14 protein-coding genes are annotated in these 14,921 nt (G+C 41.1%); 2 read left to right on the forward strand and 12 right to left on the reverse strand.

The features are described from left to right. Positions 1-84: 84 nt before the first annotated feature. From A923_RS0113830 to A923_RS0113865, 7 genes are all read right to left on the reverse strand, one after another. Positions 85-1,371 carry an esterase/lipase family protein gene (locus A923_RS0113830; protein WP_083849979.1) on the reverse strand — a complete coding sequence of 429 codons (1,287 nt, stop codon included), beginning with the start codon at positions 1,369-1,371 and terminating at the stop codon, positions 85-87. 83 nt (positions 1,372-1,454) lie between these two features. Further along, positions 1,455-2,828, reverse strand: a complete 1,374-nt coding sequence (locus A923_RS0113835) for a hypothetical protein (RefSeq protein ID WP_017222272.1) — start codon at positions 2,826-2,828, stop codon at positions 1,455-1,457. A gap of 195 nt (positions 2,829-3,023) precedes the next feature. Continuing rightward, positions 3,024-3,518 (reverse strand): GNAT family N-acetyltransferase, encoded by a 495-nt coding sequence (locus tag A923_RS0113840; RefSeq protein ID WP_017222273.1) that lies wholly within the window; start codon positions 3,516-3,518, stop codon positions 3,024-3,026. A 60-nt stretch (positions 3,519-3,578) separates the two neighbouring features. Beyond that, a complete protein-coding gene (locus A923_RS0113845) occupies positions 3,579-4,373 on the reverse strand; it encodes a phytanoyl-CoA dioxygenase family protein (protein ID WP_017222274.1) in 795 nt (264 codons plus the stop codon). Between the two features lie 220 nt (positions 4,374-4,593). Continuing rightward, entirely contained in the window at positions 4,594-5,787 is a 1,194-nt protein-coding gene (locus A923_RS0113855) for a GGDEF domain-containing protein (RefSeq protein ID WP_017222276.1), read from the reverse strand. A gap of 141 nt (positions 5,788-5,928) precedes the next feature. Then, entirely contained in the window at positions 5,929-6,318 is a 390-nt protein-coding gene (locus A923_RS0113860; RefSeq protein WP_017222277.1) for a YkgJ family cysteine cluster protein, read from the reverse strand. Positions 6,319-6,523: 205 nt separating this feature from the next. Further along, the gene (locus tag A923_RS0113865; protein ID WP_017222278.1) at positions 6,524-7,549 is read right to left on the reverse strand and encodes a hypothetical protein; all 1,026 of its coding nucleotides are present in this window, start codon (positions 7,547-7,549) and stop codon (positions 6,524-6,526) included. Between the two features lie 209 nt (positions 7,550-7,758). Between A923_RS0113865 and A923_RS0113870 the strand changes: the two genes are divergently transcribed. Beyond that, positions 7,759-8,685: an MBL fold metallo-hydrolase gene (locus tag A923_RS0113870; protein ID WP_017222279.1), complete on the forward strand. Its 927-nt coding sequence runs from the start codon at positions 7,759-7,761 to the stop codon at positions 8,683-8,685. Positions 8,686-8,767: 82 nt separating this feature from the next. Here the strand turns inward: A923_RS0113870 and A923_RS0113875 are convergent, their stop codons facing one another. Further along, positions 8,768-10,942 (reverse strand): sensor domain-containing protein, encoded by a 2,175-nt coding sequence (locus tag A923_RS0113875; protein ID WP_017222280.1) that lies wholly within the window; start codon positions 10,940-10,942, stop codon positions 8,768-8,770. 250 nt (positions 10,943-11,192) lie between these two features. On the opposite strand from A923_RS0113875, the gene A923_RS0113880 reads away from it, so the two are divergent. Beyond that, positions 11,193-11,618 (forward strand): septal ring lytic transglycosylase RlpA family protein, encoded by a 426-nt coding sequence (locus A923_RS0113880; protein WP_017222281.1) that lies wholly within the window; start codon positions 11,193-11,195, stop codon positions 11,616-11,618. 95 nt (positions 11,619-11,713) lie between these two features. Here the strand turns inward: A923_RS0113880 and A923_RS0113885 are convergent, their stop codons facing one another. The 4 genes from A923_RS0113885 to A923_RS0113900 all read right to left on the reverse strand — a co-directional run bounded on the left by A923_RS0113885 (position 11,714) and on the right by A923_RS0113900 (position 14,659). Then, on the reverse strand, positions 11,714-11,911 hold the full coding sequence (locus A923_RS0113885) for a CPXCG motif-containing cysteine-rich protein (protein WP_017222282.1): 198 nt from the start codon (positions 11,909-11,911) through the stop codon (positions 11,714-11,716). Between the two features lie 2 nt (positions 11,912-11,913). Continuing rightward, a complete protein-coding gene (locus tag A923_RS0113890) occupies positions 11,914-12,213 on the reverse strand; it encodes a DUF1330 domain-containing protein (RefSeq protein WP_017222283.1) in 300 nt (99 codons plus the stop codon). Between the two features lie 131 nt (positions 12,214-12,344). Then, on the reverse strand, positions 12,345-13,847 hold the full coding sequence (locus A923_RS0113895) for an FAD-dependent oxidoreductase (RefSeq protein WP_017222284.1): 1,503 nt from the start codon (positions 13,845-13,847) through the stop codon (positions 12,345-12,347). A gap of 251 nt (positions 13,848-14,098) precedes the next feature. Continuing rightward, a complete protein-coding gene (locus A923_RS0113900; protein ID WP_017222285.1) occupies positions 14,099-14,659 on the reverse strand; it encodes a sugar O-acetyltransferase in 561 nt (186 codons plus the stop codon). Positions 14,660-14,921 lie beyond the last annotated feature (262 nt).

Raw genomic sequence — 14,921 nt, forward strand, 5'->3', positions numbered from 1 at the left:
TTGTACTTACTGCCAATGCCTATGTACTTACTGCCAATGCTATGTACTTGTCGCTAAATAGCCGCGGTCATGATAGCCCACCAGCTAAAAGGCGTTAAGAATTTCATTAAGCTTGTCGAGAAAAACCGCTTCTTTAAGAATACCAGCGTGCTGTGCTTCAAAACCATGTATTTGCGTTGCTTCCCGTTGTAGTGACGCAGACAACTGGCTATTCAGTGGCACGACCCCATCACCATCTTCACCAGGCAAGTAAGAGAACATCAAATGGTACGGTATTGAATCTGGCCAAGCCCAACGATGAACACGTTTTATGTACGCACTACCTCGGGCAACATCGATCCAAGATTGGATCACAACGGGTGAATTTTTGACCCCGTTCGCAGCACTTTCCATGCCATATAACGGGCTATTAATCGTGACTACAAATTGCAAATCGTACGGCGTAGCAGATTGCTGCTTCATCACATAAGAGCGAATCATCAAACCACCCATACTATGGGCTATGATACCCAATTGTTTAAACTGGTATTGGTGTGACAACTGCTGCAGCGCTTCTAACATATAATCACTGACTAAATCTAAATTTACACCACTGGGGTAATAAAGTACCCAAGGCTGGTATTTTTGTTGGTCTATGTTGCTGACGATCTCGGCAAACTCAGCACTCGTCCCGCCCATACCATGAACGAACAACAATGGTATTTTATCCTTGTCATACTCTTGCAACATCAATAAACCACCGCCGACTTGTTCAACAAAGTCAAATGGTCGCCATAATCCCATAGATGCGAAATCACGACTAAACATGGCATCGTCTAGGGACACAACTCGGCCTATATTTTCGATGTTTTTGCCTAACTGTTTCATCACATCAATGTTAGGCCGTAAAGTTATCGGTCCTTTAATCACCAATCGTGGCACTTCAACGTTTTCATCTGCAGCAATGACGACTAAGGCAGGTTCACCTTGACCTTCGCCGTAGTAAGTGGCCCAGTCACCGGCGACATATTCACCATCGTTTTTAACAGAGCTATTATCGGAAATAGCACCACCAATATCGTTATCGCCACCATCAATAAAAGTCGCAACACTGTAAGTCCCAGGCTGTACAGCAAATAAGTATTGTCCGTTAGGTTGTACAGTATTCTTATCAATCAGTTTTGTGACACCGTTTTCACGTCGATATAATTGCACGTAAATAGGGGCATTGGCCTCACCTTGTACAACCACTTCACCAGTAATACTCCCTGTGGAAGCCAATGCGTCTGACTGCCTACTTATCTCCTGCAAACTACATGCGGGCAACGTAAGTACAATCCACATTAACGCCAGTGAGAACAACAGCTTAGGATGTTGTATGCATCTTAGCATCAAATACTCCGATTAAAATTAGTCAACTACCTACTAAATAGAGACCATCATTCACTTTAAATCAATAATATAAGTGAATTAAATTACGGTTTATGACTTAAAATTGCGCGCACATAACTGCGCGTATTCGCGTTGTGATCTAACATAAACTCGGCCAGTAAGTTGCTCATCTTAGTAATGCCCTCTTCACCATGCTGCTCACGAATCAACTGCACAATCATTTTTATTTCTTTGCTGCCATCGACTTCAAAGCTTGGATCGCTGACTAGCTGCTGTGGTACCCAACGTTCTAGATAATCAGCAAGCTTGTCTGATTTGTCATATGAATTTTTTGCAAACACTTCAACAAAAGTATTATCGCTATATTCAACAACAGCAGTCTCTTGCGTTAACGCTGTAAACAAAGCACTGCTAAAGTCGTTATCTTCATAGGCTTTTTTAGTAATAATTTCTTGGAATTCTTCCAATACTAAGTGACGGTTAGAAAGCAATTGAATGGCATCAATCTTAGCTTGTGGGTAACCCATCATATCTTTGGCATTGGTCCAGATACTCGATACAGTACTCACACCAGGTTGCAAAGTTGAGTGATATGATTGCGCTATGTCACCGATATAATGCATGCCCCACCCCATAAAGCGCCAGCCCCAATAATCATGGCCAGTACTAAAGGCATATTCAGACAAGGCTTTGTACATATGCACACGATAATCGGGGAAAGTCTCACGCAAAAACGGCGCTAATGTGAATAAGATACTCGACTCATGATAAAAGCCCATATGAAACGGGGCTTGCGAGCCGTATTCCAACGCGGGATTACCAAAGGCTTGTTTGCCAAACCCATAGAGCTTACCCACTTCGGTATTACTGTCTGTAAACAGACCAATATCAAGGCCGTTATCGGGATCGTCATTGGCAGATACTAACACTTCGATTGGCGTGACCAGTTCGCCACTTTTCACTTCGACAAAGGTCATGGTGTTGTAATGATCTAAGTTGGTAAAGACGGCGACTTCAGACGAATCGAGCTGACGACGACCTTGCTTGTCTTGCCCAGGTAATAACTGAATGTACGGGTTAACGCGCGCATTCGGATTGATACGAATGGCATGAATGAAACTTGTTTGTAGGTCTTTATCGGCAGCGTCAAACGCGATTGCATCCGGACGCGGTTTATAATGCGGGAAGTTTTGACGTAACCAGTCTTCATTAGTAGCTAATAATGTTGCTAACCCTTGTGCTTCTGCAGTGACGAATTCAGCTAAGGTCTCGACCTTAATCGGTGCTTGTTCTGCCACTTCTGGCATGGTATTTAATATTGGATATGAAATAAGGCTGTGCTCAGACCAGGCAATGGCGTTACTCACCATCATACTGCTACACAAAATAGCGCCTAAAGTGACTTTAATCGGGCTTTTAAGCTTGTTTTTATGTTTTAAAAAAGTCGGGCTAAACATGACATTCCTTTGAAATCGGTCGTTTATTGATGTTTGACGGGGTCTAACCCCTTATAAAAAATGATTATAAATGAATTATGATTGAAGGTTAGTATTAAAATGTAAGTTTATCTGTGGATGATAGAATGTAAATTGTATGAAGATGACAGCTTGTCGCCACTTAAAGATCAGAACAACCTATTAAGCGGCTATTAATCAGTTAGTTCTTGTAAGGCCAATGGTCTTTTTGTAAGGCGCGTGTTCTACCTTGAGCTCCATGGGCACATAACGAATACTATTTATACTCAGCTCTTCCGACGTAGCCTTAAACCCGACTTTCTGATAAAAGCCAAGTGCATAAATCGATGCTTTGACTCGAATCAACTTTGCGCCACTCATCTTTGTCATTGCTTCAACGAGTTGTTTCGCGACACCAAAGCCATGATAGTCAGTTTTGACATAAAGATGACCAAGGTAGTTTTCTTCACGCCAACCTATGTACCCGACTATGTCTTGACCAACACTCGCTTTAATCACGGAGTAAATATCGGGATCTTTGACCTTATCGATATCAGATTTAAACGCAATTCTAATGGCTTGCTGACCTTCGGCATTAAGGAGTGGCACAACGTGTTCTTCGTTGACTGATGTCCCTAATTCAAGGATCGCATCTAGATCTTCACGCGTCGCTTTTTCAAGAATAAATTCCATTTCTTCTCCCTGTTATTTTTCCTATTATACTGCGCTATAGTTCTTCTCTATTTTACCAGTTCAAACGCAACACTGGGCCTTTAAGTCGAGCGTGCTCTTAAATAATCTTGGATCTGCAATTTTATCTAACATTTCAATACTGGGTAAACACTCGTCATCGACATAGTCGGCAAAGTCACCATCTGGATCAAACACTAAAATATCTAACGCTAATCGGTCCATGCCATAGAGGCCACGGTGGATCATATCCGCTGAAAAAACCAGTAAGTCGCCAGCAGCTAAGTTGATGATTTTACCAGCTGAAAGGCTATCACTACTCTCTTTGCCGTTTATTTCTTGTCGCACATAAAATTCTTCTTCGTTATCCCAGCGCTTATGCGTACCAGGGACGAGTTCCATGCCACGTTCATCAAACAATGGCACGCGAAGATGGACCACTTGCGTCTCTTGAACGGCTATTTTCTGCTGTTCCACTTCATAATCGTATTGGCAATCACGATGCCAAAAATCTTTTTGTTTAGGATTAACAGGATTGAAAAATAATTGGGTATTCATAAATGCAGCATTAGCCGGAATAACTGATTCGACAGCATCCATCATTTTCTTTGAACTGATAAAATTAAATAGCGTCAGTCGGTCGTCGCACTCTAAGTAGTCGATACCGGTAATGACCGAAGAATTAAACGCTTCTGAACGATAGAATTGTATGTTGTCTTCTTTCCACGCTTCATGAAATTTCAATACCACTTCTCTTAGTGCTGAGATCTCAGCGGCACTAAAATAATTTCTAATGACAAAATAACCTTGCTCATCATATTCGCTATTTAACTGACTTCTTTGTTCTAACTTCAACACCCATTACCTCTATTTCATTATCAGCACCCGACTCCCCATTCCTTGTTAATTACCTGAAAAGATATGTGGATTAAGTCGAGTTTGTTGTGCGTTATGTCTTCAAGAATAAATTCCATTTTATCTCCCTGTAAATAACGTTTTAATGCGCCCTATTTTACCAGCGAAACACAATAAGGTAAACGCTTGTAAGCAGCTTAACCCTGCGCAAAAAAGAAAGCTATTAACCAACGTTAAGACCATTCTCAATTCTATCTCTGCCCTGCTCTTTCGCATAATAAAGCAAATCATCTACACGTTTAAATAATTGCGATATCGGTTCATCAACAATGAATTGTGTTACCCCAATACTGGTGGTAAATGTGATTTTTTGTTGTTCATCTGTCATCACCGATGCTTTACGAATAGCCTCGGCAACACGTATCGCAACTTGAGTGGCAGGTGCTAATGCGAGATGCGGCATTACCACCAAAAACTCTTCGCCACCAAAACGGGCGATTACGTCAGAGTTTCTCAATTCTCGCTTTAGCAATGAAGATACTGTGACCAAGACCTTATCGCCAACCATGTGGCCGTAAGTATCATTCACACGTTTAAAATGGTCTAAATCAAACATCATTACGCTAAATGAACCTTGTGTATACTTGCTATTTTTTGCTATTCGTTTTACTTGGCGCATTAATACACGGCGATTCATCAACCCTGTTAGCGTATCGATGGTAGATTCGCGATACAACTTCATCAGCATCACCATCTGTCCTGATTGCAACCATAAACAGACCCCCCCAAACAACACTAGCAACCATATTTTGTCGATGACAACGATATAGTCACCTGCATATTGAATATACTCAAGTACGGCTAATGGCAATGAAATGACTGTTAAAATCGTAACACCACCCAAAATAGTTAACGGGAACAGACCGAGCATAACAATCGCTAAATACGGCATCAGGGCAAAAGACAATGGTATGTCTCTGTAGGCCATAGTTTGCGTCAACGACAATTCCATAACCACATAAAATAACATTGGGGATAAAAAGGACAGTGTTAACACCAAGCGCACCATATTCACGGTATGAGAGCGACGTATTAATTGGTAGAGCGCAGTGAGAGCACCTGAAAGTATTAATCGATTAATGAGTAATAATTTAGCTTGCGCACTTTCAAAGACAATAAAATCGAGTACAGATGATATGGGTACGCTGATAGCAAAAAATAAGCAGACTAACTTAAGGCGCTCAACGATATATTGGTTACGTGTTTGAATAAAGTCATTGGAATGATGACTTGTTGAAACGACGTCTTCAATGATGCTGTGTTTGGCACAAAATAACTTGCTTGAATTAAGCAGTGTTTGTGATTTATTGATCTGCTCACGTCGATCATCGTTTTCTGCGTACGCTGAATTGGACATTAATTCTTCCTTGATTTTATGCACAGACGATTTTGCATAAATTATATCGCGCAATCATAAAGCCAACGTCAGTTGAGAGCTTTGATCTACTTCAATAAAACCCTAGCAAGATCTCTGGCGTAAAAACAAGATAAGTATTACCTACACCAACACTTGTCGTGTGTTCTTGATGTAGTGATGGATCTGGCCTTCTACTTTAACGTCGATCATTACATCTGGTCGGCGATCGTTTGGACAAGGCATTTTCGGTGTGGTGCCAAACAGTCGACAGATCAACGGTCGTTCTTCGTAGACAGTACAACCTTTAGGGCCAAGATGTACGCAGTTGTATTCATCTAATGCAGCTTCATGCTCAGCATCTGTCTTATATGGCAGGCGCGACATTTCTTCTGCAGATGTCGTTACCGGTCCACAGCAATCGTGGCAACCCGGCGTACATTCAAATGTCGGGATCTGTTTACGCAGGCGAGCGAGATCTTGTTTATTATTGTTTTGTAATAATAATTTTATTTGTTCGTATTCCGAATCCATTATAGCTCTCTATCTCAACTTCATTCGAAGATGGCAATACCTGTAAATTTAGCGCGTATGTTAACATTTGTAATAGCTGCGCGCTTTGATTTCCCGCTGCTTTTGACCTTACTCCGATGCTATTTTCAGCTTACTCCGTGTATCTTTCAACTTACGTCGAGATTATTTATAACTTACTTATAATTATTTATCAGTTGCTTATCAGTTATTTAGAGTCTAATAGCTCACGGAGTGGTGTTGGTAATATGTTTCGCGCTTTAATGGTAATATTTTGTTCATGTTTTTGCCAAAGGATACCGAGATAAATAATCAATAACCCTAGCACGGTTAACGTGATTGGAAATAACCAACTGTCTTTAAATATATCTGCCGCCAGATAGCCAATATAACCCGTGCAGCCTAGCGCACCGAAAATAACAAACACTCGGCGTACCAGTAATACCCCAACCGCGATCATGAATAGATTAATAGTAAAGTAGATAAATTTAGATAACTCGCTATCAGAATGTTGCAACGACATGCCACCCCAAAAGGCGATGACACCAAATAAATATATCCAAAATGCATAATCCGCTTTGTTTCGCGAGCGAATATCAATCCAAAACGCTAACGCGATCATGAGTAGTCCACTGTACATAGACACCAGTTTTCTAAGCGTCCAATCAAAATCACCGCCAGAGATCATCGACGTCAGATCCATGGTTAAATACCAGAGCGTCACGGCAATTGGCATCATTAAAAATGGATACTTATATTTCCACACCAAAATTGCACCAACGGCTAAGGTACCCAGTTCCATGTACAACCAATGCCATTTGATATAGCGATGATAATCTCGATATACAGTGTCATCGGGCCAAATCCCTAATGCATGTTGTAGTCCATAAACGGCCAATGGAGTCAACGCAATAACAAACGTGCCACAGATCCCAGCGGGTATCGCATAGCCTTTAGCTTGAAATGTATTCGTGAGTTTGAGTCCAATCACTGCATAAAATAGCGAGATGAAAACAATACCGACGCCACCAAATGATTCCCAGCCTAAATTCATAAAAAGCGTCATCGCACCGATGGCAATCAAACCACCCACATAATAAAGGACATGCGTGAAATCAAATTTGGGCCCAGTATTCGGCTGGTTATTGATGAAGGCGATTAACTGCTCAGACTGCTCCCGTGATAAAATATTTTCTTTGACCGCGTCCTCGAGATTTTTCTTCGATAGATTCAACCCAAACTCCTTGTTATGACTTGGAGATCCAAACACCCTTGGATTTATCCAGTTCCATATTAGTATAGCTATTAATGAATACTATCCTATTCCCCTTGTCACAACACCCTCACTATGCTGATAAAATTCGAATAAACAGAACTCTGCTAGACTCATTGAGTACCGTATAAACACCTGTTTACTCTCAGACTCTAGGAAGGAATTCGATTATGAACAAACTATTTTCCATATTTGTCATGGCTACATTGTATTGCCTCACTAATCTCGTGTTTGCTGCCGACGATCATGAAACCGATAATCATCACCCAGACAAGAAAAGCTTTAAAGTCACCGAGCTCAAGCCTGGATTTCAATTTCTGCAAGGTAAAGGCGGTAATATCCTATTGTCTACGGGTAAGGACGGTCTGCTAATTGTCGACAGTGATTACAGTGAAATGACACCGGCGTTGCAAGCAACCTTAACGGGCTATAAAAGTGAATTAAAGTATGTGCTTAATACCCATTGGCATGGCGACCACACCCAAGGTAATAAAGCGTTAGGGAAAAACGCAGATATCATTGCCCATGACAATGTCTACCAACGTCTCAACAGCCATCAAGAAGTGAAACTGTTCAACATGGTGTCGAAGCCTTATCCTGCCGATGCATTACCCGATATTACCTTTGATCATTCACTCACATTACGCTTCAACGATGAAACCATTAAAGCGCTACATCTACCGAACGGCCATACCGACGGCGACAGCGTTATCTTTTTTGAGAAAGCCAATATCGTCCATATGGGCGACCATTACTTCAGCGGCATGTTCCCTTTTGTTGATGTGGGTACCAACGGCAGTGTGAGTGGTGTGGTGAAAAACATTCATGATATTTTAGATCAAATTGCTGACGATACCATAGTCGTACCAGGCCATGGTGCTATATCGAACAAAGAAGAGTTGATCGCGTTTAGAGACATGTTAGTCGGTACCAGCAACGAAGTTGAAATGATGATGAAGCAAGACATGAGCCTTGAAGCTATGCAGGAAAAAGGCTTGAATGAACAATGGAAAGTTTGGGGTAAAGGCTTCTTGAATGAAAAAGTGTGGATCAGTATTGTCCACAGTAGCCTAGCCAAGGATGCGCTTAAAATCTGATCGTAGTGGTTTTCAGTTTTCTATTCGGCGTGTTACGTTCAGTGACACGTCGGCTGGTTATTATAGAGATAAAATAGCGAACTTAAACACTGCCATCAACTAAGCAGGGGGTTTGTTTCCATTCTACTAGCCAAGTTAATATATCTTGTGCAGGTTTAGGCTTTGCAATGCCATATCCTTGTGCGATATAACAACCCAACGATAATAATAATTCTCCATGTTGAGGCGTTTCAACTCCTTCTGCTATCACTTTAAGATCAAACACTTTTGCTAACTCAATGATACCTTGAATAATCGCTTTATCATCCGAATCAATTAGCATGTCTCTAACGAATGATTGATCTATTTTTAAAAACTCAGCCGGTAAACGTTTTAAATACGTTAATGATGAATAACCAGTCCCAAAATCATCAATTGAAAAATGTATACCTAATTGATTGCAGTCTTTCATCACTTTTGAAACAGACTTTATATCTTTAAGTGCACTGTTTTCTAAAATTTCAAACTCAAGACGACCCGGTTTAAGACTCGGATACTGAGCAAGTATATCTTTCAAATCATTAACAAACTCAGCATGCTCTAATTGTAACGGACTGATATTGACACTGATTGGAATGTCATAGCCCAAAGACAACCAATGTTGTAATTGTTGCAAAGCCGTATTAATGACCCATTTTCCTATTTCAATAGCTAATATATCATGCTCTACAGCCGGTAAAAACAGAGCCGGAGCAAGCACACCCTTTTCAGGATGATTCCAACGAATAAGTGCTTCAACACCAAGTAGTTCATGAGTTAAAAGGTCTACTTTAGGCTGATAATAAAGTAAAAACTCATCATTGTGCAACGCATTAGCGACTCGATCCAACTTCTCATTATGATGTTTAAGTGCCACATCTTCTTCAATATCAAAAATATGGCGGCGATTTTTACCTTTTTGCTTGGCGATATACATAGCCTGATCCGCATGCCTTAGTAACTGATCTGGGCTGGCACTATCTAGCGGATAAAATGTAACACCTATACTGGCTGAAACCTTCAATAATTTGCCTTCAACCATAAGTGTAGTAGAAACCGATTCAAGCATGCGGGATACAATAGCATCGCTTTCACAAGGGTCAGAAAAATCGCGAATCACCGCTACAAATTCATCGCCGCCAATACGGGATAAGGTATCTCCCTTTCGCAGTACATGCGTTAATTGGCTTGAAACTTTTTTTAATAATTCATCACCAACATTGTGTCCATAACTATCATTAACGGCTTTAAATCCATCGAGATCAATTAACGCGATAGCCACAAGTTTATTATTACTTAAGCTCCTTGCAACGGCCTTTTCAATTCTGTCAGCCAATAGAATCCGATTAGGTAATCCGGTTAATGAGTCGTAATGCGCTGATAGTTTCAAAGCCGAGTTCGCTTTGGCTAAATCAGCATTACTTTTTTCAAGCTTTCTCTTATCAGCTTTATTAACACTAATATCTTGAAAAATACCCGCGAGGCGAACTGATATACCGTCTTCTTGTGTCACTGTACATGTTGTTCTTATGTCTATTTGCCTGCCCTTGGTCGTATATGTTTCTAACTCTAGGTCATAACCTGTGCCATTATTGATAGCCTCATCCAAAGCCATTGAAATAATTTCTTTAGATTCCGGTAAAAAATAATTAACGCCAGCATCTACCGAAGGATTAAATTCTTCTGGTGAAGTATCATGTATGCGGTAGGTTTCATCAGTCCAAAACAAATCACCTGTTTTTAAATCTAATTCCCATCCGCCTAAGTGCCCCACTTGCTGTGATTCGTTTAACAACTGAGTAGTCACAAGCATCCGCTCTTCATTATTTTTTCGTTCAGTAATGTCTAAGTGGGTACCGATCATACGCTTTGGCTTACCTTTAGCATCCCTTTCGACTAATGTCCCAGAAGCCAACAACCACACATAGTGTCCCAATTTATGCCTTATCCGAGTTTCAACTTCATAAAAATCGAGTTCACCATTAAAATGTTGTGCTAGTAGAGATTCAGCTTTTTTAAAGTCATCAGGGTGAAGGTTATTAGACCAAGTGCTAAATTGGGTCGGTTGCAGTTCATCAACGGTATACCCAACGATTTCAGCCCAACGTTTATCTAATGTTAATTCCCCGGTTATAACCTGCCAATCCCATATGCTCGCACCAGTAGCATTAATAACAAGCTCTAAACGATCATTATTATTATCTTGCTGGCTATTAACCTGGGGAGTCTTGTTAATCACGTGCACTTCCTAATATTAATTGATGCTCTGCGTTACTTGATAAGTATTATGCCTTTACACAAAATTACAGCAAGTAATTAAACCAAATATAACGAATTCCCTCTCACTAGCGATATGAAAGACACGCTGCTTTATGATTTAACCACGAACAAAACTAAAATATTGCTGTCTCACCCGCGATGAATTCTTAAATAGATTAAGAGACACATAAACCCTATGAAACATTATTTAAAAGCGGTATTAAAATAACATGAAGAAATTAAGTCTTATATTCACCATTTGCGTCCTTGCCATGCTGACAGGTTGTTCATCTACACTCGCAACGGGATCACCTAAAACAATTGCGTATTCAAAATCTCATGATCTTGTGGGACAAGCTTCTTGGTACGGTAAAAGATTCCACGGCAAGCTAACCGCCAGTGGTGAAACATACAATATGAGAGCATATACAGCCGCGCATAAAACCTTACCATTTGGTACCGTCGTGAGGGTTGTTAATACGGCTAACAATAAGTCTGTCGATGTGAAGATTAACGATAGAGGGCCGTTTGTGAGCGGCAGAATAATCGACCTTTCTCAAAAAGCATTTGAGCAAATCGGCAATACCAGTAAAGGCGTGGTTCCGGTCAGAATAGAAATTTTGGATGACAGTAATACCTTTAGATACAAGCATTAAGAAATGGGTGTCTGTCACAAGGCACCTTTTCTATTTACGATTTACGATTTACGAGCCACAATTCACTATTCACAATCCTCTCTCCACAGATCTAGTTAAAACGCTTCATCATCACTGTAAACAGCCACGGTAAGTTCGCCACCAGCACTTTCTGAAACGAAGAAGTTAATGGGCTTACAACATACTTGGCAATCTTCAATATACTGTTGTCCCAAATCTGCAGGATCAATAAGCACGTCAATTGCCTCACCACAGTAAGGGCATCCTATCGATGTTTCTGTTAATTGATTCATGGCTACGACTCCGCAGTATAGCCTGGGATTATCGACACCCAGCCGTTGGTAATGTCCTTTCGCAGCACTGCGATGTCACTGTTATCATCATCGTAATACCACTTGGTAGCAATATCGAGATTTTCAAACTCGTACATAACAAGGTACGGCAAAGTCTTACCCTCAACGGTTTCAACACAGGTTGCTGCGACCAATTTCGGATTGTAGTTAGAATTAGCGTCACTGAGTTTAGAACGTCGTGATAGTTCTTCAATTCTAGGTCTATCAGTGATCTCGTAGTTGTAGATTATATATGCAGACATAAACATCCCTTTTAGTCATCACACTCGCTTAAGCGGAATACTCGAAATAGATGCCGACTGTTTGACATCTACTTCAGTATACGAAATCAATTGAGTAAACGTCTGGTATATTACTTTTCATTTCCTATTTATTATTCGTCTTCAGTTGTCGCTTTTCGCTCTAGACAGCGTCCTCTTGGTTCATTGCCTTCATGCAGCACGATATCGGTATGCAAAAATTCAGCAGCATCCGCTGATTCTTTCACTTTTTTAGCGCTACGTTCTAACATTTCAGCTTCAAAGGTATTTAACACACTTACCCGCACGCCTGCTTCTCGCCATTTCGATAAGGGTCTGCATTCTTTGGTAATTTCTCTCGCTAGCGACAGCGCATCCAACAAGGCTTGATTCGCGCCCTGGCCTTTGAATGGACTCATCGGGTGAGCAGCATCGCCTATCAGTGTCACGTTAGTGCCTTTCGCCAACAATTCTGATTTAAGCAGTGCGCGGTCATACACTGGATAACCAGAAACCAATGATTCCGGTGTCGCTGTTAATATCTCTGGAATAGGAGCATGCCACTGACAACGACGGATCGCATCTTCTTTCAATGCTTTAGGACCTAGCGCACTTAACGCCTTAGCGTCGTCTTCTGGCATTGGGAAACTAAGCTGCCACATGACCGAGTCCGCGTCATAAGGCATGATATAGATACGTTCATGGCCGTTAGCCGTTTGGAATACTGTTGCGGAATCGAGCAGACTGCGATCAAGAGTACGATCAAGCGCCTCGTCACCCACTAAGCTTTGGATCGCCGACAAAGGACAAATGCCTAGAATAGCGATACAGCCTAAATAATTGAGTGGCGAAGCTTCATCACCTATCAACAATTTTCGCACCGAACTACGAATACCATCCGCACCAACGATAAGATCAGCATGGGCGTGCTTTATCTCACCATCAACTTGAAAACTTAAATCAACACCTTCAGCCGCAGATTGTTTAAAATCGACCAGCTGATGTCCCCATTGCACACCGTCATGTCCACCTAATTGCTCGAGTAGCGCTGAACGTAAAGACTGTCTGGCGATGTGCACGTTGGTACGTTTTGGTAACTTTCTTTCGTCTGACGGTACCCATTTTCGAATACCCCATTCGCCAATCACTTTACCGTCGGTGGTATGCACCACATGTCGGGTTGAAACGATGCCATCTTCTAACGAGACAACACCCAAGCCTTCAATCGCTCGGCTCGCTTGTTGTAATGTCAGTCCATAACCTTGAGATCGGGCTTCAAAGCCGCTATCACGTTCATACAGGGTAAAAGGAATACCACGGTGTAAACAAGCAACTGCCAGCGCTACACCACCGATACCACCACCAATGATGGCAACGTGTGGATAATTTTTTGTATCAGGGCCGTTTTCAGTAACAGGTTGAATAGCAGAACGGATCAGACCAGAACCTTTGCAGTTAGAACATGCGTCAAGGTGTGGCTTAGGGCGAACAGGCGCAATACCTTCGCTGTTATTCTTTTCAAATTGTTCCAACTCACGCTGATAGCTGAGTCTTACTTTCTTGCGCAGACGCTTACTGACTTTTCCACGTCCCTGACAATTTGAACAAATGTGCCACTGGTTCTCTTCAATTTTCAACTTTGCTACCCGCTCTGTGTTTAACCCGCTTAGGGATAATCGTTAAGCGGTGATTATAACGCTCATTACGGCCAATGGCTGTTTAACTGCAGGAAACTTAGTTTATTATTGATGCAGTCTGTATTTGCGGCGGTTTTTTAGCGAGGTGCGGGTGAAGATTAACCGGTATAAACATTTCCGGTTCATCTTTATTTGATCACAATAGACTTAAGATAAACCAACATCCCTGTTGAGTTATTGCTATAGATTCGTTAACTGCTCTCCGTCGTGTTGAGCATTTTAATCAATTTAGCTGGCATACCACCAACAAGAGTATCAGGTGCTACATCTTTAGTAACCACTGAACCCGCAGCAATAATGGAACGAGCGCCAATAGTAACCCCCTGACAAATAACAACATTGCCGCCAATCCAAACATCATCTTGTACAACAATTGGTAAGCACTGCACTTCCCATTTTCTGCGTCGCTGGTAATCAAGTGGGTGTGTTGGGGTATAAAACTGTGTGCTTGGGCCAATTAATACGTTATTACCTATTGTTATAGGGGCATTATCTAGCATAGTAACGCCCATATTGATAAACGTATCATTACCTATTGAAATGGTTTTTCCGTATTCACATAAGAAAGGAGAACATACAACACTATTCTCACCTATATGATTCAGTAACTCAGCAACATAGGGTTTAGCCGCTTTAAACTGGCGTTGATTAATTTTTTGCAGTAAATCAAACGCAGTATTTCTCAACAGATCAAACTCTGGACTATCAGCATCATATTCAATACCTAAGCACATCTTTTCAAATTCACTCATTTCATTCCTAATACATTTTTTATGAATACCAAAGTATCAATATCATCCATCTCACCTTCAAAGTATTGATATAGGACAATTAAACATTAATTGAACTACAAAACATGACAAGATGACAGTTCATAAATTTACTCCAGTGATACAGATAACGCCGTATTAAGCGGCGAGTGGTTGTTGATAACCAAAGATAAGCCTAAGGTACTGACTGTAGTAAAGTATGTTGATGTACTTCGTCTAGGTTAACAAATAAGAATAGGTGTCG

The organism is Moritella dasanensis ArB 0140, from assembly GCF_000276805.1.
GTDB classification, from domain to species: Bacteria; Pseudomonadota; Gammaproteobacteria; order Enterobacterales; family Moritellaceae; genus Moritella; species Moritella dasanensis.